Annotated in this window: 19 protein-coding genes; 6 read left to right on the plus strand and 13 right to left on the minus strand. The window is 63.3% G+C overall.

The window, feature by feature from the left end; all coding sequences use genetic code 11:
- Positions 1–57 precede the first annotated feature (57 nt).
- Positions 58–1,383: an ATP-binding protein gene (locus tag HV753_RS02570; protein WP_175172852.1), complete on the minus strand. Its 1,326-nt coding sequence runs from the start codon at positions 1,381–1,383 to the stop codon at positions 58–60.
- Positions 1,384–1,682: 299 nt separating this feature from the next.
- Here HV753_RS02570 and chrA point away from each other — a divergent pair, with 299 nt between their 5' ends.
- Positions 1,683–2,939: a chromate efflux transporter gene (gene chrA / locus HV753_RS02575; protein WP_175172853.1), complete on the plus strand. Its 1,257-nt coding sequence runs from the start codon at positions 1,683–1,685 to the stop codon at positions 2,937–2,939.
- On the opposite strand, the gene HV753_RS02580 is transcribed toward chrA, so the two are convergent.
- Both HV753_RS02580 and HV753_RS02585 read right to left on the minus strand, forming a co-directional pair.
- Entirely contained in the window at positions 2,936–3,730 is a 795-nt protein-coding gene (locus HV753_RS02580) for an enoyl-CoA hydratase (protein WP_175172854.1), read from the minus strand. The genes chrA and HV753_RS02580 overlap by 4 nt on opposite strands.
- Before the next feature lie 30 nt (positions 3,731–3,760).
- Positions 3,761–4,951: a multidrug effflux MFS transporter gene (locus HV753_RS02585; RefSeq protein WP_175172855.1), complete on the minus strand. Its 1,191-nt coding sequence runs from the start codon at positions 4,949–4,951 to the stop codon at positions 3,761–3,763.
- Between the two features lie 99 nt (positions 4,952–5,050).
- Between HV753_RS02585 and HV753_RS02590 the strand changes: the two genes are divergently transcribed.
- Positions 5,051–5,374, plus strand: coding sequence for an Rdx family protein (locus HV753_RS02590; protein ID WP_175172856.1), 324 nt, complete (start codon positions 5,051–5,053; stop codon positions 5,372–5,374).
- Between the two features lie 116 nt (positions 5,375–5,490).
- On the opposite strand, the gene HV753_RS02595 is transcribed toward HV753_RS02590, so the two are convergent.
- The 3 genes from HV753_RS02595 to HV753_RS02605 all read right to left on the minus strand — a co-directional run bounded on the left by HV753_RS02595 (position 5,491) and on the right by HV753_RS02605 (position 8,922).
- The gene (locus HV753_RS02595) at positions 5,491–7,020 is read right to left on the minus strand and encodes a tripartite tricarboxylate transporter permease (protein WP_175172857.1); all 1,530 of its coding nucleotides are present in this window, start codon (positions 7,018–7,020) and stop codon (positions 5,491–5,493) included.
- Positions 7,021–7,023: 3 nt separating this feature from the next.
- Positions 7,024–7,494, minus strand: coding sequence for a tripartite tricarboxylate transporter TctB family protein (locus tag HV753_RS02600; protein WP_175172858.1), 471 nt, complete (start codon positions 7,492–7,494; stop codon positions 7,024–7,026).
- Positions 7,495–7,752: 258 nt separating this feature from the next.
- Entirely contained in the window at positions 7,753–8,922 is a 1,170-nt protein-coding gene (locus tag HV753_RS02605) for an MFS transporter (RefSeq protein WP_175172859.1), read from the minus strand.
- Positions 8,923–9,034: 112 nt separating this feature from the next.
- Here HV753_RS02605 and HV753_RS02610 point away from each other — a divergent pair, with 112 nt between their 5' ends.
- The gene (locus tag HV753_RS02610) at positions 9,035–9,520 is read left to right on the plus strand and encodes a MarR family winged helix-turn-helix transcriptional regulator (RefSeq protein WP_175173643.1); all 486 of its coding nucleotides are present in this window, start codon (positions 9,035–9,037) and stop codon (positions 9,518–9,520) included.
- Between the two features lie 33 nt (positions 9,521–9,553).
- Here HV753_RS02610 and HV753_RS02615 read toward each other — a convergent pair whose 3' ends face one another.
- Both HV753_RS02615 and HV753_RS02620 read right to left on the minus strand, forming a co-directional pair.
- Positions 9,554–10,033 carry a nuclear transport factor 2 family protein gene (locus HV753_RS02615; protein ID WP_175172860.1) on the minus strand — a complete coding sequence of 160 codons (480 nt, stop codon included), beginning with the start codon at positions 10,031–10,033 and terminating at the stop codon, positions 9,554–9,556.
- Positions 10,034–10,064: 31 nt separating this feature from the next.
- Complete coding sequence (locus tag HV753_RS02620; RefSeq protein WP_175172861.1) at positions 10,065–10,655, minus strand: TetR/AcrR family transcriptional regulator; 591 nt, start codon at positions 10,653–10,655, stop codon at positions 10,065–10,067.
- Positions 10,656–10,998: 343 nt separating this feature from the next.
- Here HV753_RS02620 and HV753_RS02625 point away from each other — a divergent pair, with 343 nt between their 5' ends.
- The 3 genes from HV753_RS02625 to HV753_RS02635 all read left to right on the plus strand — a co-directional run bounded on the left by HV753_RS02625 (position 10,999) and on the right by HV753_RS02635 (position 13,058).
- Positions 10,999–11,151 carry a hypothetical protein gene (locus HV753_RS02625; RefSeq protein WP_175172862.1) on the plus strand — a complete coding sequence of 51 codons (153 nt, stop codon included), beginning with the start codon at positions 10,999–11,001 and terminating at the stop codon, positions 11,149–11,151.
- Positions 11,152–11,551: 400 nt separating this feature from the next.
- Positions 11,552–12,184: a spermine/spermidine synthase domain-containing protein gene (locus tag HV753_RS02630; protein ID WP_246288126.1), complete on the plus strand. Its 633-nt coding sequence runs from the start codon at positions 11,552–11,554 to the stop codon at positions 12,182–12,184.
- Positions 12,185–12,278: 94 nt separating this feature from the next.
- Positions 12,279–13,058, plus strand: a complete 780-nt coding sequence (locus tag HV753_RS02635) for an acetoin reductase (RefSeq protein WP_175172864.1) — start codon at positions 12,279–12,281, stop codon at positions 13,056–13,058.
- A 39-nt stretch (positions 13,059–13,097) separates the two neighbouring features.
- Here HV753_RS02635 and HV753_RS02640 read toward each other — a convergent pair whose 3' ends face one another.
- The 5 genes from HV753_RS02640 to HV753_RS02660 all read right to left on the minus strand — a co-directional run bounded on the left by HV753_RS02640 (position 13,098) and on the right by HV753_RS02660 (position 19,588).
- A complete protein-coding gene (locus tag HV753_RS02640) occupies positions 13,098–14,126 on the minus strand; it encodes a porin (RefSeq protein ID WP_175172865.1) in 1,029 nt (342 codons plus the stop codon).
- Between the two features lie 202 nt (positions 14,127–14,328).
- A complete protein-coding gene (locus HV753_RS02645) occupies positions 14,329–16,119 on the minus strand; it encodes a GGDEF domain-containing protein (protein ID WP_246288127.1) in 1,791 nt (596 codons plus the stop codon).
- A 190-nt stretch (positions 16,120–16,309) separates the two neighbouring features.
- Positions 16,310–17,875, minus strand: coding sequence for a sensor domain-containing diguanylate cyclase (locus HV753_RS02650; protein WP_175172866.1), 1,566 nt, complete (start codon positions 17,873–17,875; stop codon positions 16,310–16,312).
- A gap of 168 nt (positions 17,876–18,043) precedes the next feature.
- Positions 18,044–19,123: a tyrosine-type recombinase/integrase gene (locus HV753_RS02655; RefSeq protein WP_175172867.1), complete on the minus strand. Its 1,080-nt coding sequence runs from the start codon at positions 19,121–19,123 to the stop codon at positions 18,044–18,046.
- Between the two features lie 39 nt (positions 19,124–19,162).
- Positions 19,163–19,588 carry a MerR family transcriptional regulator gene (locus HV753_RS02660; RefSeq protein WP_175172868.1) on the minus strand — a complete coding sequence of 142 codons (426 nt, stop codon included), beginning with the start codon at positions 19,586–19,588 and terminating at the stop codon, positions 19,163–19,165.
- Between the last annotated feature and the right edge of the window lie 83 nt (positions 19,589–19,671).

Below are 19,671 nucleotides of genomic sequence, written 5' to 3' on the forward strand. Positions count from 1 at the left end.
GTGTCCGAATCATGCGCCCGATTGGCCCAGGTCTAAAGTGCCATAAATGGTGTTTAGTTATGGGCCATGATTAAAAGAAAGCCGTTCAATGCCCGGCCAGCTGAGCACGAACCGCGCCCCGCCCAGCGGGCTGTCCAGGATCTTGATCGTGCCACCGTGACTTGCCACCACCCGTTTGACGATCGCCAGCCCCAGGCCGGCGCCGCCTGTGCCCCGGTCCCGGCTTTCGTCCAATCGGACGAAGGGGTCGAAGACCCGTTCGCGGTCTGCTTCGGGGATGCCGCCACCATCATCGTCCACCAGCAGTTCATAGCCGTGTTCAGCGGTTTCCCGCAGTTCGATTTCGACGCGATGGTTGGCGTAGCGCACCGCGTTTTGCACCAGATTCAATAGTGCGCGGCTCATGTAGCGGGGGTGCAGCCTGACGTGCGCGGGATAGCCGTCGCGTATGTGGCATTGGATGCCCCGGGTGTCGGCCTGATGGGCGACAAGCGCCAGCGCTTCGCCCAGCCAATCGCACACGTCCACGGTTTCCAGCCGCATGGTCTCGTCGGAGGGCCGCTCCAGCCGCGCGTAGACCAGAAGCTCGGCCACCATCGCCTCCAGTTCGGAGATGTCGGCGCGCATGTCTTGCAGGATCTGGCCCCGCCGGGGCAGGTATTGATCGTGGCCCAGCATGTCGACTTCAAACGACAGGCGGGCCAGCGGCGTGCGCAGTTCGTGCGAAACGGCGTTGGTCAGGCTGCGCTGGTTGTCGATCAGCGCGGAGATCCGTTCGGCCATGTGATTGAAGCTCTCGCCCACATGGCGGATACCCGAAATGCGGGATAGCCGCACGCGCACGCCCATATCGCCCTGACCCATGCGCAGTGTCGCATTGCGCAAGGCGTCAAGGTCGCGCCAGATGGGCAGCGCCCATCCCAGCAACAGGATCACCGCCAACACCATGCTCAGCGCTGCCCACGCGGACCAGGTGATCCACCGTTCCATCGAGGGCTCTAGCGGCAATCGGATGTCCAGCCACTGCATGGGCTCGCCGGGCAGACGGGTCAGGTAGGTGTTGTAGTCGTCGCGCATGAGAAAGCCCGTGCGATCCAGCTGTTGCTGTTCCGCCGTCGTCGGCGTGACGTCGCGGTCAGGCAGCAGCGTCAGGGCAAGGCCATAGTGCGGCAACAGTTCTTTCTGGATATAGGCTGCGCGGGCTTCTGGCTCGACGGGATCAAGATCCTTGTGCAGGGCGTAGATCTGGCCGCGCACCGCCCGGTAGGACAGGTCGGCGCTGAGCGAATCCAATAAGTAGCCGAAGCTGACATTCACCAGCTGCGTTGCCACCACATAGCCGATGGTGGCAACGAAGAAAATGCGGATCGCGAACTTGAGCATTACGGGCCGTTCCTATGGTGCCGTGGCGTACTGCGTGGCGCGAAGCTGACGTTCGGACTGCCGGCGCGGATCATGCGGCCATGCCTGGATGATCGCGCATGCTAGCGTTGCGCGAATGCCGAATCCGTAGAGATTTGTGCGGCAATTGTGAAGATTCATGCAGTAAGGCGATGCCAACGGAGAAGTGCGCATGGCGGGATAAGCCCGTCAGACCCGATTGAAACCGGCGCGTACCCCGGCTATAAGCATGAAGAAGGGGCGAAAATCCCGTGCCCCGTACGCCAGCGAAGCCCAGTACCATGCCGCACCCGCCCCCCCACGACGAGCACGTCGCCAGCAGGCCCGTCACGCACGAGCACCAGGACACCGGCCGCGGTTCCTGTCTGGAAGTCTTCCTGATCTTCCTGCGCCTGGGCCTGACCTCGTTTGGCGGACCTGTCGCGCATCTGGCTTACTTTCGCGCGGAATTCGTCGACAGGCGCCGCTGGCTGGATGATTACGCCTATTCGGATCTGGTGGCGCTATGCCAATTCTTGCCAGGGCCGGCAAGCAGTCAGGTCGGCATGGCGATCGGGCTGCGGCGCGCAGGCTGGGCAGGCATGCTCGCGGCCTGGCTGGCTTTCACGCTGCCAACCGCGCTGGCGTTGATCGGTTTCGCATTGGGTCTGGCGCATTTCGGCTGGTTGGTGCAGTCGCCCGTGATACATGGCTTGCAGGTGGCCGCGGTGGCGATCATCGCGCAGGCCGTCTGGGGCATGGGCCGCACGCTCTGTCCGGATCGTCCTCGCGCCGGATTGGCGGTAGCCGCTGCCCTGATGACGGTCGTGCTGCCCACGGCCTGGGGGCAAGTGGGCGCCATCCTGCTCGCGGCCGTGGTGGGAGGCACCGCACTGCACGTGCCGCCCCGGCCCATCCTGGCCAACCACTCACAAGGCGCCTCCCGGCGCGCAGGCTATATCGCGCTGGCGTTGTTTGTCATGCTGCTGGCAGGGCTGCCCGTCTGGGCATCGCTTGCCGGGACGCCGCTGGCCGAGCAGATCGCCGGCTTCTATCGGGCGGGCGCACTGGTGTTCGGTGGCGGCCACGTCGTGCTGCCCCTGCTTGAGGCCACCGCGGTGTCGGGCGGCATGGTGTCCAACGCTGATTTCCTGGCGGGCTACGGCGCGGCGCAGGCCATGCCTGGCCCCTTGTTCGCGTTCGCCGCGTTCCTGGGCACATTGTCGTCCGGTCCACTCTCGGGGTGGGCTGGGGGATTGGTGTTCCTGGTGATGGTCTTCCTGCCAGGCGCGTTGCTGTTGGCCGGCGCATTGCCGTTCTGGGAAAGCCTGCGCCGCCGGCCAGGCGTGCGCAACATGGCCGCCGGCGTGAACGCCGCCGTGGTGGGTATCTTGCTGGGCGCCCTATATGACCCGGTATGGACCAGCGCCATCCTGAGCAAGGCGGATTTCGGCCTGGCGCTATTGTTGTTCGCGTTGCTGGTCTACGCGCGCTGGTCGCCAGTCTGGGTCGTGCTGGCCGCCGCCGGTGGCGGCTGGGCTCTGGCCTGGTTGATCTAGGACTGCCAGCGGGGCGGGCGCTTTTGCAGAAAGGCGTCGATGCCTTCGCAAGCATCGGCTTCCATCATGTTGCGCGCCATCACATCGCCTGCATAATCGTAGGCGTCGGCCAATGCCATCTGCCTTTGCTTGTAGAACATGCGCTTGCCGTAGCGGATGGCGCTAGGGCTTTTCGCCAGGATATCGCCCGTCAGGGCGCGCACCCGCGCGTCCAGTTCGGCTTCGGGCACGGCGTCATTGATCAGGCCCCAATCGACGGCCTGGGCAGCATCGATGAAGCGTGCCGTCACCAGCATTTCAAAGGCGCGCTTGGCCGACACGTTGCGGCTCAGCGCCACGGCGGGCGTTGAGCAGAACAATCCGACGTTGATGCCGGACACGGCAAATCGCGCATTGTCGGCAGCGACCGCCAGATCGCAGCTGGCCACCAGCTGGCATCCGGCCGCGGTGGCAATGCCCTGCACCTTCGCGATAACGGGCACCGGCAAGGCCTGGAGACCCTGCATGACGCTGCCGCATTTTCGGAACAACGCCCGGTAGTAATCCAGCGAAGGCTGGCTGCGCATTTCCCGCAGGTCATGGCCCGCGCAGAAGGCGCGGCCGGCGGACTCCAGCACCACGCACCGCACGTCGGGATCGCGCTCCAGGGCGTCTATCTCTTGCTGCAAGGCGCTAAGCAGGCCTTCGGACAAGGCGTTGAACTGCGAGGGCCGGTTCATGCGTAGCGTCACCACGCCGTGCTCAGCGGTGCGCAGAAGCAGCGGTTGATCCGCCGATGTCTCCAAGGCCATGTCGTCTCCAGGAAGGGGGCATCCTGGATACTAGCGCACGCCGCTTCGTCCGGGTGACAGGCACAGCAATGGCGCCACGATCGCTGCGCCAATCAGGGCCATCGCCGCTTGTGGCGCCATGCCGCTATCCAGCAGCAAGGTTGCGATGACGGCAGAGCCGCTCATCTGAAACAGGCCATACACGGCGGCAGCCGTACCGGCGCGCTCGGCGAATGGCTCCAGCGCCAAGCTCAAGCCCGATCCCAACGCCAGCGAGAAACCGACCGTCAGCACGGCCACCGGCAACATGAAGATCCACGCAGACAAGGGCGCCCACAGCCACGCGGCGGCATGCATGGCCGAGGCCAGCAACAGCGCCACCATGCCGACCCGCACCATCGTCTGGCGTCCGAAGCGCGCAATGAAGGTCGGCGCCAGGAAAAAGGCGGCGATATTGATGGCGGCGTTGCCGCCGAACCAGGCGGAGAAGCCCAGCTCGGTATATCCCAATTGCTGCACCAGCACCACGGGGGCCGCCGATACGAACACCAGAATCATCGCCATGCCCGCCATCCCGAACATCGCGAAGTACAAGAACCTGCCACTGGTAATGATGGGCAGATAGCGGCGCAGACTGTAGAGCGCGCCGTGAGGTTGGGTCGGCGTCGCGCGGGTTTCCTCGAAGCGGCGGGCCAACAGCAGCACCAGAGCCAGCGCGAACAGCACCATGAACACGAACGTGCTGCGCCAGCCGGCATGCACGGCAAGAATGCCGCCCAACAGGGGCGCCAATGCAGGCACGGTGCACAAGGCGCCATTCAGATAGCTGTACACGCGGGCACCCACCGCGGGGCTGAAGCGGTCGCGCACGGCGGCAAACGCCACCAACGATGCCGAGCACGCGCCCAGTCCCTGAATGACGCGCGCCGCATAAAACATGTCAAGCGACGGGGCGGCGGCGCCCAGCGCGGAACCGGCCAGATAGGCCAGCGCGCCGCCCAGCGCGACGGGTCTGCGGCCGTAACGGTCAGCCAGCGGGCCGATCAGCATCTGGCCCAGCCCGACCGCGAAAATGAACAAGGTGATGCTGGCCTGGAGCGCGCTGACCGGTTGGCCGAAGCCTTCGGCCATCGCGGGCAGGGAAGGGAGGTAAATGTCGATGCCCATCGGCGTCAACGTAACCAGTCCCATCAAAAGACCGATCAGCCAGCGTTGGCCTTGGGAAGATGCAGCAGACTTCATGGCAGGCTCTGGGCGCATTGCGCACCCGGGAAAACCCGATATTATCCATGAATGCGCCAGCCGGGCGCGGGCCGCGACGGCCACAGTAGAATAATCCTCATGAACACACCTGCCTTTCGTCCCCGCATCGTCATCCTCTACTGCACGCAGTGCCAGTGGCTGCTGCGCGCCGGATGGATGGCCCAAGAGCTCCTGTCCACGTTCTCGACCGACTTGGGCGAAGTCGTATTGCAGCCTGGCACCGGCGGGATCTTCCAGATCACTTACAACGGCGACCTGATCTGGGACCGCAAAAGCGACGGCGGTTTTCCCGAGGCCAAGGTATTGAAGCAGCGTGTCCGCGACCGGCTGGATCCGGGCCGCCCGCTGGGGCATATCGACGGCCATGTCGCCGGCCCGCTGGCCACACCTCCGGACACCTAGCGCGTTTTCCACCGATGCCATGCAGATAAAAAAGGCCGGTCTCGTTGAGACCGGCCTTTTGCCGTGCAGCCCGGCATGATCCATGCATCGCCCGGATCGGTGCCGCACGCGCAGGGTTACGCGGCGGATTCAGACTCTTGCAAGGCCGCGCGTCCCTTGTTGCGTTGCCGCACCGCCGACACGACCAGCAGCGCGATCAGCGCGACGCAAGCCAGGATGAAACCCAGGCTGATCGGACGCGACACGAAGATCGACAGTTCGCCGCGCGACAGCAGCAAGGCGCGACGGAAGTTCTCTTCCACCATCGGCCCCAGCACAAAGCCGAGCAACAGGGGCGCGGGCTCGAACCGCAAGCGGATCAACGCATAACCCGCCGCGCCGAACACCGTCACCATCGCCACGTCGAACAAATTGTTGTTCGTGCTGTAGACCCCCACGCAGACAAAGAACAGCGCGGCGGGGAACAGGTAGCGGAAAGGCACCGTCAACAGGCGCACCCACATGCCGATCAGCGGCAGGTTCAGCAGCAGCAGCAACACGTTGCCGACCCAGAAGCTGGCGATCAGCCCCCAGAACATATCGGCGTGTTCGATCATCATCTGCGGACCCGGTTGGATGCCGTGGATGATCAGCGCGCCCAGCATCAGCGCCATGACGGGATCGCCAGGGATGCCCAGGCTCATCGTCGGGATGAAGCTGGTTTGCGTCGACGCGCTGGTGGCCGCCTCCGGACCCGCGATCCCTTCAATGGCGCCACGGCCGAAGCGGCGCGGCTCGCGTGCCACCTTCTTTTCCACGGCGTACGAAATGAACGACGCAATGGTCGGGCCGGTGCCAGGCAAGATGCCGAACGCCGCGCCGATCGCCGTGCCGCGCACCAACGCGCCGCGCGATTGCTTGATGTCGCCGGCTTCGGGCCGCATGGACTTCATGCTGATCTTCGCGGTGGTGACCTTGCTGTCGCCGCCGATGCGGTTGATGTTCTTCAGGAAGTCCGCCACGCCGAACAGGCCCATGGCCAGCGCCACGATCTGCAAGCCGTCGGACAATTCCAGGATGCCAAAGTGAAAGCGCATCGTGCCGGTGTTGACGTCCGTGCCCACCACGCCAAGCAGCAACCCGACCACCACCATGGCAACGCCCTTGATTGCCGATCCCTTGGCCAAGGTGGCGCCTGCCAACAAGCCCAACATCATCATCGAGAAATACTCGGCCGGGCCAAACTTGAAGGCCACGTCCACCAGCATCGGCGAAAACAGGATCATCGCCAGGATGCCCACGGAGGCACCGCAGAACGACGAGAACATCAGCATGAACAAGGCGGACCCAGCCTTGCCGTTGCGCGCCAGCGGATTGCCGTCCAGGCAGGCCACGGCATGTGACGCGGTACCCGGCAGGTTCAGCATGATGGAGGTGATGCCACCACCGTACTGCGAGCCGTAGTAGATGCCAGACAGCATCACCAGCGCCGCCGTGGGCGTCATGGTGTAGGTCAGCGGCAGCAGAATCGAAATGGCGGCCAACACGCCCATGCCGGGCAGCACGCCGATCAGGTTGCCCATGAACACGCCGAACACGGCCCACATCAGGTTGTCCAGCGCGAACGCAACTGAAAACCCGTGCATCAGATTATTGAAGATTTCCATCGATCAGCCCCAGCGGAACAACGGAAACTGCAATTGCAGCGCCCACGAGAACACCGCGACGCCCAGTATCGTCACGCCGACGGCAAGCAGGGCGGCGGTGCGCCAGGTGTGCTGACGGTCGCCCATCGCCGAGACGAACACGAGCACGAAGGTGGCGGGCACCAGGCCGCCGAACTTGCCGACCAGGATGAAGGCGAGCAGGCCGCCGATGATGCATCCCCAGCCACGCCATTCGGGCGGCGGGATCTCTTCCGCGTCTTCTTCCGTCACGGCGGGAGAGGTGGCCATCTTGGCGATGATCAACCCCAGCATGACGAGCAGGGCGCCCAGGATCGCCGGGAACATGCCCGGCCCCATGCGCGCAAGACTGCCTAGTGAGTATGTGGATGCCTGCGCGATGGCGCCCAGGCCCAGCACGATCATCGTGCCTGCGGCCCACGCCTCGCGCCGGACGGCGCTGCGTTTGGATTGCATTGGTCTAGTCCTCCCTTTGTTGTGCTTTTGTCTGACTAACGTCTGAAAAAAAGCTGACATTGCAATGAATGCGGGAGTCTAGAAATCCAAACTTCCGTTCACCTTTCAGGTGAGCGGAGAATTGCGCGATGGCCGATATTTATGCGGAAAATCGCGGGAAATCCCTAGGTAGGATCCGACGCGCCGAACACCGCGAGAAGCGCAATACGGCTTCGTTTGCGGCATCGGACGCTTGTGGGTTCAATCGCTTGAAGCAGGTCAACGCACAGGCGCCGCATGCGGTGGGCGAAAGCGGATCGCCATGCTGAACAACACCACGCAGATCATCGTCATGATGATCCAGGCCGGCGTCAGGTTGGCCAGATGCTGACGGATCAGCCCGGCGGCAAAGGGGAACAGCGCGGCAATCAAATACCCCACGCCCTGCACGAACGAGGCCAGTCGGCCGGCTTCCGTGGGAGTTGCCGCATGATCCATGGCGACGATCAGCGACAAGGGGAAAAGCGCACCGATACCGAGCCCCGCCAGGATCGCCGCGGGCCATGCCAACGCGACGGGTGACGCGATCAGGCCGATCAAACCCAGGAACAGCGCGCCGATCGCCACGAACAGCGCCGGCCGGCGATCCGGCAGACGGCCGATGCATAGCGACACCAACAAGCCCGCGACGATCTCCGCCACCGTCACGGCGCCCAGCAATTGGCCAGCCGACACCGCAGTCCATCCTAGCGCCGTGTAGTAGGGCGGCAACCACGCCAGCACCAGCGTGTAGGCGCCGGTGCCCAGGCCAAAGAACACCGCCAGCAACCAGGCGCGCGAACGCGGCGTGCGTCGCGGACTGGCCGCCGCCTGCGCTTCGGAAGGCGCGGCCGCCGCCCGGTTCGCCAGTAGCCAGCCGGCCAGCGCGATGGCGGCCGGCACGGCCCACACGGCCAGGGCTTCCAGCCACCCCGTGTGCTGCGCCATGACCGGCGAAGCCACGCTGGCCACGGCCGCGCCGCCCATGATCGCGGTTGAATAGATGCCCATGATGGCGCTGCTGCCCGCGGCGAAACGGGTCTTGATGTAGATCGGCAACAGGGCTTGCGTGACGGCGATACCCAGGCCCGCGACGATGCCTGTCGTCAACATCAGACTGGTGTGCCCCGCCCATAATCTGCCGGCGGTGGCGGCCGCGATCAGCGCCACGCCGACGGCAACACCGGCTTGCTCTCCGACCAGACGGCGCAGCGGTGCCACGCTTAGCGCACCCAGCCCCATCACGAATACGGGCAGGGCGGTCAACATACCGGCGACCGTGTCGGACATGCGGGTCGCGGCCTGCACCAGATCCAGCAAGGGAGGCACGGAAGCCAGGACGGGCCGCAGATTCAGGCCCACAAGGATGATGGCGGCGATGCGCCATGCGTTTGAACGGGGAAAAGACACGGTTGCTCCAAAGCCGGAAAACGCATGCGGCATGCGGCGCGCTCCGGTAAACTATCTTGGCGTCAAGATATTTGCATTTTGTCTTGACGTCAAGATAAAAGGAGGAATGACCTTGGATAGAGCCAGTCGAGCGGTGGAACAATGGAATCGCGAGCGTCCTGAGCTGGACGTGTCGAGCATGCGCGTGCTGGGGCGGCTGGGCGAATGCGCGTTGGTGATCACGCGCGACCGGATCAATCCGCTATTCGCTGAGTTTGGCTTGCAACCGGGGGAGTTCGATGTCTTGGCCACGTTGCGCCGCAGCGGCAAGCCCTATGCCTTGACGCCCACGGCGCTATACGAAGACGCGATGATCTCGTCGGGCAGCATGACCAACCGCATTGATCGGCTGGAGAAGGCCGGCCTGGTTGCGCGCACGCCAAACCCGGACGACGGGCGGGCAACGCTGGTGAAGTTGACCGGGGCCGGGCTGAAGTTGATTGACGAGGCCGTGGTGGCGCATCTGCGCAACCAGGCGGACGTGCTGTCGCCTTTGAACGCAACCGAGCAGGAGCAGCTAAGCCGCCTGCTCGGCAAGCTATTGAAAGCCTACGAATAAGGCCGATGGGCCGGCGCGGCGCCGGCCCTCGGGCTATAGGCCCAGTTCTGACAAACCGGGATGATCGTCAGGACGTCGGCCCAGCGGCCAGCGGAATTTGCGGTCGGCTTCCTTGATCGGCAGATCGTTGATGCAGGCATAGCGGTTGATCATCAGACCGTCTTCGCCGAATTCCCAGTTCTCGTTGCCATACGAGCGAAACCAGTTGCCCGAATCATCATGCCATTCGTAGGCATAGCGCACGGCAATGCGGTTGCCCGTGTAGGCCCATAGTTCCTTGATGAGCCGGTAGTCCAGTTCTTTGGCCCATTTGCGCGCCAGGAAGCCGCGGGCCTCATCGCGGTTCTTGACGAATTCCGCGCGGTTGCGCCACTGCGTATCCAGGCTATAGGCCAGAGCCACCTTGTCGGGGTCACGGCTATTCCAGCCGTCTTCAGCCAGGCGAACCTTCTGCACGGCGCTCTGGTGCGTGAAGGGCGGAAGGGGCGGACGGACTTCAGGGGTCGATGTCATGCGGGGGCCTTGTGCGTTGAGGGGAAATGGGTCAGGCGTTGGCGGGCAGCAGCGCGGCGGCAGCGCGTTCGGCGCTGTCGGTGATCGAAAGATCGCCTGTCACCAGCGCGACGGCGATGGCGCCATCGATCAGCACCAGCCATTGGCGGGCGGTTTCAGTGGGATCGGGCAAGTCGGCGGCTTGCATCAGCGTCAGCACGTGATCCAGCACGCGGGCCTTGTGCAGCCGGGCCACTTCACGGATCGGATTGGCCGGATCGCCAATTTCACCGGCGGCGTTGATGAAGGCGCAGCCTCGGAAGCCATCGGAAGCAAACCATTCCCGCAAGGCATCGAAGATGGACAACAGGCGGGCGCGGGGCGTCGCCGCTTGTGTCGTGGCGGTGATGAACCATTGCATCCAGCGCTCGTCGCGCGCTTGCAAGGCAGCCGCCACCAGCGCTTCCTTGGTGGGGTAGTGCTTGTACAGGCTTTTACGCGCGACGCCGGACGTCTTGACGATCAGATCCATGCCGGTGGCGTTGATGCCGCCTTGATAGATGAGATGTTCGGTTGCCCGAAGCAATCGTTCCTGCACATTGTCGGGCGAGTTGGGCGCGAACCCGCTTGTCGTGGATGTCATGAGAGGCTGAGCAAACAAGGAGAATGATCGTTCTAGGTGAATTGGAATGAATCGTAGAATGATCGTTCTCGGCTGTCAATGCCGCGCTCCATTTAGGCCTGCTCATAGGCTTTTTCGTGCAATTAGCTTGCTATTTCAGTCAAAATTATGTTAATATCTTTCAATTGGCAGAAAACAAGCCCTCGCGAAAAATAATAAGAAAAGCGCGGGCGACAATTTCTTTACGGCGCTGCCACTCCTGAATGCTTCCCCCGCATCCTGACACGGCATTCTTGGCACGCTCGAATCTGGCAGTACGGCGCTTAGGCGGGGGAGGCCATGTGCCTCGCATAGGAGAATGCTCATGTCGCATCAACTGGTTGGTAAAAAGTGGCGCTTCGAGATTCCGCCCCTGGCCTGGAAGGCTCCCGACGCGAACACGGAATCCGATATCGACGCGGCTCCCGCAGACACCGATCCCCCGAAAGACGCCGATAAATCGCGCGTATCCGCATGATCCGAACTTGACGGCATCGCATCGGACTTCCGCAGTCCGATCCCGATCCGTGTCTCGGCCCCCTTGCAGGGGCTGATTCAAGCCTGATTGTCTGGCTCCGAACGGCGCGCTCAAGCGCGTCGTTCGAGCTTATCGGCTTCCCTTTCGCTCTTTCCCCCCAATTCATGTCTTCCGCTTGCGCGTCCCGTGCAGGCGGCGCTTTGCCTGCGCGCGCGACAAGCTCGTGTCGTGCCGGGCGCTGTCGTCGCACGCATCAGCACGCGCACCCTCTACATTCTTCCGATAGCGAGTATTTGGAATGCCTGAAAACACATCGCAAGATCAGCAGGTTAGGCCTTTCATCTATGCCACGACGACATCACGGTCGCTGATGTTCTCTCATGCCGAAATACAAAGCCGCATGTGGACGAAAGATCCGTCCGCGCTCAATCTGGAATACACGCGCCTCATGATGGGGTTCTTGCTGTTCAACCCCGAACCTCGGCGTATCGCGATGGTTGGCCTGGGAGGAGGGTCGCTGGCCAAGTTTTGCTATCAGCACCTGCCATCCACCCACATCGACGTATTCGAGATCAATCCCCACGTCATCGCCCTGCGGGATTCCTTTCTGGTGCCGCAGGATGATCACCGCTTTGCCGTGTTGCAAGGGGATGGCGCAAAGCTCATCGGGCAATACCAGAATGAGTATGACGCGGTGCTGGTCGATGGCTACGACATCAACGGCTTGCCCCCACAACTGACGACCGACACGTTTTACGACGCCTGCTTCAATGCGCTGGTGCCCGGCGGAATGATGGTGTGCAATTTCCATGCGTCGCACCCGCTATATGGCAGTTTCCTGGGCCGCATCAAGAAGAGCTTCTCGGGTTCCGTCATTGAAGTCAGCGATACCTCGTGCGCGCACCGCATCGTGTTTGGCTGCCATGGCGATACCCTCAGCCGCCGTCGGGCGCTGCCCAAGCGAAGGCCTGACGCGATGTCCACCGAAATGTGGATGCAGCTTGCGCCGACGTTCTGGCCCATGCTGGTGTAGTGCGCGGTATCTGATTTATCTCAAGGTGCTCCGTCGTGGTTGGCATAGGCTGATAGTCGTCGGCAATTGCTTTAACTCATGAAGGAGCACCACCATGTCCATTCAAGGAAAAATCGCATTGGTCACGGGCGCGGGCCTTGGCATCGGCCGGGGTATTGCGCTGAGGCTGGCGCGTGATGGCGCAGACCTCTGCCTGGTGGACTTGAAGCCGGAAACGCTGGGGCCGGTTGCCGAGGAAATCAAGGCGATGGGCCGCCGAGCCACCACTTTCGTGGCGGATGTTGGTGATAGGCAGCAAGTATTTGCTGCCGTCGATCACGCGGAAAAAACGCTGGGTGGACTGGATATCGTTGTGAACAACGCGGGCATTGCGCAGGTGCAGCCTATTTCCGACGTGACGCCCGAGGAAGTTGACCGCATCATGCGCATCAACGTCCAAGGCACGTTGTGGGGTATCCAGGCTGGGGCCGAGAAGTTCCTGGCACGCAAGCAGAAGGGCAAGATTATCAATGCGTGCTCGATTGCCGGCCATGACGGGTTTGCCATGCTGGGGGTGTATTCCGCGTCCAAGTTCGCGGTGCGTGCGTTGACTCAGGCCGCCGCCAAGGAATACGCAAGCCGCGGCATCACCGTCAATGCCTATTGCCCGGGTATTGTAGGCACTGGCATGTGGGTCGAGATCGACGAGCGCTTCGCGCAAATCACGGGCGCTGCCAAGGGCGAGACCTACAAGAAATTCGTGGAAGGCATTGCGTTGGGGCGTGCCGAGACACCGGAAGACGTTGCCGCGCTGGTGTCTTATCTGGCCGGTCCGGACTCGGACTACGTTACGGGTCAGGCCATTCTGATCGACGGCGGCATGGTCTACCGATGACCCGGCGTGCCCCGCCCAAGAGAGGGCGGGGCGCGTGGATTAGAAAAGGTGCCTCATGCCCACCACGGTTTGCAGTACATGCGATCCGCGCCGGTCCACTCGGTCTTGCAAGGCATACAGGTTGGTGCGCTTGGACAGGTCGTATTGATAGCCCACGCCCCATCCGCGGATCCGCGACTGGGTGGCGCGTTGATAGGTACCCAGTACGCGACCGTTGCCGCCCACCGGAAAGCTGGCCCCTCCCACGTATGAGTGGATCCGGTCGAAACCCGCCGACGGCCCCTTATTGGGATTGCGCAGGCTGCCATAGCCCGCATGCACCTTCACCCAATCGAAATCGTAGTAGGCGCCCAGTTGCGTATTGGTGGCGCGCTTGAGATTCGACGCGCTGGCATCCGGATTCAAGCGCTCGTAAGTCAGGGCGGTGGAAAAAGGACCTGCCCGATAGCGCAGCCCGGCAGTCCATACGCGGTCATGGTCGGCGGTGGCAAAGCGGTCTGCGTCGTGCGATGAAAAGCTGTAGCCCAAGCCTGCCTGCCAACCTTGCCAAGTCGGGGTGCGGTAGATCAGGGAATTGTTGACTCGTCCGCTGGCGCCGAAGTCGCCGTCGTTGAAGCCCGACGTCACGGAGGAGGCCGCGCCGGCCCAACCGGTGCCGAAAGGCGACGAGATGCCGCCCCAGCTGTCGCTCAGGACCTGCTGGCGGCCGGCGCGCAATTCTCCGAATCCGCCTATCAGGCCCAGATAGGCCCACCGGCCAAACTGGCGTCCTTGGCCCTGGGTGCCATCCGAAGCGTGAAAGCCGCTCTCCAGGCGGAACACCACGCTGTAGCCATTGCCCAGGTCTTCCACGCCGCGCAATCCCCAGCGAGATCCTGACTGCGTACCATCCTTCATGCCCATGCGCGACGAGGCGCCCGAGTCTTGGCGCTGGCGTTCATACCCCAGCCCCAGGTCGATCAGGCCGTAGAGCGTGACGCTGGTGGTGGAGGCGTGCGCGGCGCCTGCGGTAGACAGTGCCGCCAACACGGTGGCCAGCGCTCTGCACGTATTTCTTGCTGCGGTCATGGATATCCCCTTGAATCATCGTGGCGTTGCGTTGAGTAAAAGAATCCCCTGCGGCCGGCCAAAAGGCGGGTCGCAAACAGAGAGCCGCTGAGTTAGCGGGTTGGTGAATAGAGGGGAGTCTAGGTGCCGATGCGGGGAGGTTCGGCAGAGATAGGACGGTTTAACCGTCGGACTGATATCGCGGCAAACATCCGCGCACGCATCAATCCAACATGCGGTGCAGCACCTGGTTGCGGCCGTTCAGTTTGGCTTGATAGAGCAGTTCATCGGCCACGTGGAAGAGCTTGCTGGCATCCGCGGCATGGTCCCACTGTGCGCAGGCGACGCCGAAGCTTGCCGTCAATGTGAACACGGTGCCGTCTTCAGCCTTGATCGGCTCCGCCGAAATGGCGCATCGCATGCGTTCGGCCATCTCGACGGCTTCGGCGGTGTTGCCGGTGTGGCAAAGCACCGCGAACTCTTCACCGCCGACTCGCGCAACGATGTCGGATTGACGCCAGATCTTGGGGCAGAGTTCGGCCACCGATTTCAGTGCAAGATCCCCGATGGCGTGTCCGTAGGTGTCGTTGATGTTCTTGAAGTTGTCGATATCGAACAAGATGAACGCCAGCACCGGTCCCTGATCCTGCCACTGCGCGCGTGTGGCTTCAAAGCGCGTCTCGAACGCCCGCCGGTTGAGCAGGCCCGTCAGGTAATCGGTTTCGGCCAGATTCGCCAGGTCCACGATCAGGCGGTCACGCTCGGCTTCCAGCCGCTTTTTGATGGCTGAATTCTCTTTCAACACGCGCAACGCGCTGAAGACTTCGTTCACTTCCCCCTGATATTTGCCCACGGGGATCGGCGCGGGCGAGGTCCCGTTGGCGATGGCGCTGATGATGCGCGTGGCCAGGCCGAACGGCCGGATGACCCGCCGCCGGAACTGAACCAGCGCCAATGCCAGCGCGGCGACGAGCAAGGCCGTGGCGGCCAGCGTCACCAGCAACAAGCGCGTCGCATCGGCGCGGTGCGATTCAATGCTCTGGCTGATGCTGTCGAGCAGGACGTCGCGAAACTGAGTGATCGAACCCATCAGCGGCACGTAGGTCGCCGCAAGTTCCTGGGTGCTGATCCGGACGCCTCCACCAGGAAGCGTGGCGTTCTGGCGGACGTGCTCCAGGTAGTCCAGCCCTTCGCCAAAATATCGCTGCCGCAATTGCGCGAAGATCAGTGACGCCATCAAATCAGGACGGGTTGAGATGCGCGAGTTGATCAGCGCCCAGAGCTCATCAATACGGCCGCGCACGCGCTCGATGCGGAACTGCTCGGTCTCGGTCAATTGACGGTGCTTGGTCAATGCGGGTGTGAATATCGATCCCAGCAATCCAGCTTGTTCGCGCAGTTCGCTAGCCAGCATGGCCAGCGACAGCACGCTGGGCGCATCCACTTCGTTGCGCATGGCGGTACCCACATTTCGGCCCATGCTGGCCTGCCATTGCGGAATGGTCTGGACCATGCCGCTGACGGTTTCCCAAACCACCTCACCGGTCAGTTGTTCGCGTGGCGTGGCGATCAACTGGTCGGCATTGCGTCGCGCCTGGAGCAGGGCTTGGCGGATGCGTAGGAGATCGACGCGCTCTTTCGCCTGTTCGGGGCGTAGCGGCGGGGCATACAGCGTCAGCAGTTGGTCGATGTGCGCGTCGGTCTTGGCGCGCGCGGCCTGCAATGCGTCTAGCGTGGATTGGGGTGCCGGAAGGTCGGCGCCCAGGGCTGCGTTCATGGGCCCGCGTTCCGCCGAGGCCAGTTCCACGATGCTGACCGTGGCGCGGACGACGGTGAAGGCGTCTCGCGCCTGTGATGAAGACGAATAGGTCTTCCAGTTCTGGAACAACAAAATGCCGGCCAGGATCGAGACCAGCAGGAACACGCCCAGTGCCAGTACCAAAAAATACCGTTCCAGGGACTTTGGAGCGAACGCACGGCGCGACATGCTGACGGACCAGGGAAGCAAAGCCATTGCTGCGCAGGATACTGTAATTACCCTTCTGCCGGGGTGGACTTTACCCAGGATGTCCGCAAACCGTTCAAGGCGGGAAATAGTATTTCACGTCAATACAAAGCATTGCACGGGAACGGTAAAAATCACGCCCATTGCAGGGAGAAGATCGCAATCTAGATCCCAATTCGTCCGAGGCTCGAGCGGGACGTCATGCGTCCATGCCTTGCGCGGAGTGAGTGACGACGCGGTTTCGCCCCTGCTGCTTGGCCGCATACAAGGCTTCGTCCGCCGCCTGGAATACCTGCCCGACGTCCAGCCCGGATGATGGCCATTGTGCGACGCCCGCCGACACGGTGATGCCATCCACGCCATGCAATGGTCGATCTGCCAGACGATTGCGTAGCCGCTCAGCGACCTGGGTTGCTTCTTTGGTGCCGGCATTGGGCAGCAGGATCAGGAACTCTTCGCCGCCATTGCGGCAAAGGATGTCCGATGGCCGTGAACAGGTCCGCATCAGTCGCGCCATGCCCCGTATCACCTCGTCACCCACCGTGTGGCCATACGTATCGTTGACGCGCTTGAAGTGGTCGATGTCCAGCGCCACCACTGCGAACGGCGTGCGTGACGCCTCCAGATGATCGACCGCATCCTGCGTGCCGCGTCGGTTGCGCAACCCGGTCAACGGGTCGGTGATGCTGGCCAGATTCAATTTTCCGATCGTTTCCTGCAAGCTGGTGAAGCTGCCGATCACGGCGCGCTTCAGACGCTCGGCTTCAAAGTACCAAGCCTTGACCGACTGCACGCGCTGCATCGCAACCGTCATGTCCTGGTGCTCAACGTTGGTGGCCAGTTGCGACAAGGGCAGGGAGATCAGGCGGGCACACCACCAGATCGCCAGCAGGAACGCCAGCGCCAGGGGCGCCGCGTAGCCGATCAGTGCCCAGATCAAGTCGTAGATCGGTTCCAGCGTCACGACGGCCGGCCGCTGCGCGATGATGCCCCAGCCGCTTAGGGGTTCAGGCGCATAGCCCGCCAGCATGTCGACGCCCTTGGTATTGATGACCCGCTGGGCGCCTGCCTGCCCGTGCGTGACCGCAGCCACCACCGGGTTGCGCATGACGTTTTCACCCACCCGGCTGGCGTCCATGTGATAAATCAGTTGACCGTCGCCGTCCACCACGAACAGATACGAGCCATCCTGGTAGTGATGCTTGCCCAGCAGGTCCTGCAAGACGCTTTCGTTGCGCAGATAGATCGTGCCCGCCAGAAAGCCCAGGTAGCGGCCTTCGTTGGTATAGATCGGATGCGACAGATTGATGAGCATGTTGCCGGCAATCGACACATACGGTTTGCTGATCACCGGCTGGCGGGCTTGTAGGGCCGCGCGGCTCCCGGGGCTGTCGACTCGCGTGCCCAGGAATGTCCGGAAGTTCTGCGTGGTGGCCAGAATGACGCCGTCGGCGCTGACGATACCGACTGAGTTGAAGCTGTCGGTCTGTTCCTGCACGCGCATCACTTCGGCGGCAAGCAGTTGTGGCGCGTCCATCTGCGTTGCCACATGGCGGGCGCTGTAGGCCAGTTGCTGTTGCGCGCCCTTCAGAAAGTTGCCGGTGCTTTCGGCCAGCTTGGCCGCGTACACCCGGTTTGACTCCAGCGTATTGGTGATGAGCTGATCGCGTTGGATGCGGTAGCTGGCGTACAGGGCGTTTGCTGTTGCAGCGACGGCACTGAACACGGTGAGCGCGAGCACGAGCCCGCGTAGGTTGATTCGCATGGGGATCAGGGCGGACTCAGTGGCCAGGGCTGGCGCGGCGCGAGGCCGCTAGTGGAAGGAGAGGGCGCGATGCCGGGGGCCGGTCAAGCGCAGACAACGGTGATTGTAAACATGACAAAGATCTTTCATCCGTGTCGTCGCAGCGATTGCGACACCGGCCGCAGCGATCTATTGTCCGTCCGTATCCGGATCGTCCAGCAAGCGCGCCGCGGGCGACCGGGCGGCGGCGCCGGCGCGGAAGTAGCCCATCACCGTTGCCACGCTGGCGTGGCCGGTCATGGCCATGGTGTCGCCCAGCGGCACATTGCGCCGGCCGGCCTCGGTGACGAAACCCGAACGCAGGCTGTGGGCCGAAAATTCGCCTTCCAGGCCCGCCAGTTTGCAGCGTTCCAGCACGATGTCGCGCACCGCGGCGGCGGCAAGAGGTTCCCCGATGACGTCGCCACGCCGCACGCGACGAAAGATCTGGCCCTGGCGAATGCCGCTTGCGGCCAGCCATGCGTCCAGCGCCAGCGCAGCCGACCCGATGATGGGCTTTTGGTCGTCAGCGCGTTGGGTGCCGGCCTGATTGGTCTTGGAGTGGGCCAGCGTGTAGAGAAAGCCCTCTGGGGTGCGTACGGTGTTCTCCACGGTGGCGCGCACGACTTCTGAGCGGCGCCTGCCGCCACTTGCCCAGGCGAACAGCAACAGGGCGCGGTCCCGCATTCCCCGCAGCGTGTCGTCGCACGTAGCCAGCAGCGCCTCCAGGGGCTCGCGGGTCAGCGCTTCTTTCTTGGCGGGCGCCATGCCGCGCCGGGCGTAGGCGCGGCGAGTCTTGGCCAGCAATTCTCGCACCGCTGCTGCGTGGCACGGATTGGGGTGTCCGAGCAGCTCATGCGCTTTGGACAGCACGGACAGCCGTTGCAGCAACGTGTTCAGGCTGGGTGCGCCAAGCCTGCCTTTCGCCTTGAGACGGACGAGCTCCTGATCCAGCGCCAAGGGCAGTTCCCATTTCAAGCCGTGGTCCGTCGACCGCTGGGCGTGGTCCACGACGAACTGGATCACGGCGGCCTCGGGCAGGGGCAGGGTGAAGGGTTGGCCATAGCGAAGTTCAAACCAGGCCGTCCAGTACCGGATGGCAGCGCGATAGCTGGCTGCGGTGTTCGCCGAGCTGCCTTCACGCATCAGGCTGCGGGCCGCGGCGTCAGCCTGGGTGTCCAGCGCGTGCGGGTCCAGCAAAGGCAGCGAGGCAAGCAGGGTTAGCCGCATCGGGGGAGGGGTTCGGAACGTGTCATCAGCGGCCTCATTTTATGGCAAAGGGCCAGCGCGTGAAGGGCGCCGCCGTCCCGCTTCCATTAGGGCCTCCAGGATGGGGCATGGGGGTTGATGCTCGCCTGGCAGCGCCTGCGCCAATCGCGTCAGAACCTGCCGTGGCGCTTGGCCGCCCCGCCACAGGGATAGCAACTGGGCAGTCTCGTTCATGCCAAAACCCAGGACGTGTGTTTGCCTGACGAAACGCAGGATGTGGACGTCTTCCTGCGTATAGCGGCGGCCAGCTGCGTTGGCGCGTCTGGCGCCCGCCAGCAGGCCGCGCGCCTCGCAGTGGCGCAGCAACCGTTCAGAGACATCCGCGCGTGCGGCGGTCTCTTCGAGTCCCCACTGCGGTTCGTTGCCAGGGGCCGCCGTTCGCGGCGGGGTTGCCTCGGCGTGCCGGGCGTGAATAGGGTCGTTCATATGGGCTCCTTGGCCGTTGAATCCAATCTGGAGCGTCGTGCCTCACCTGGGGGGAAGGTCAAGCCCTCCGCAAAGATCGGCCC

The organism is Achromobacter pestifer (assembly GCF_902859625.1).
Lineage (GTDB): Bacteria > Pseudomonadota > Gammaproteobacteria > Burkholderiales > Burkholderiaceae_B > Achromobacter > Achromobacter pestifer.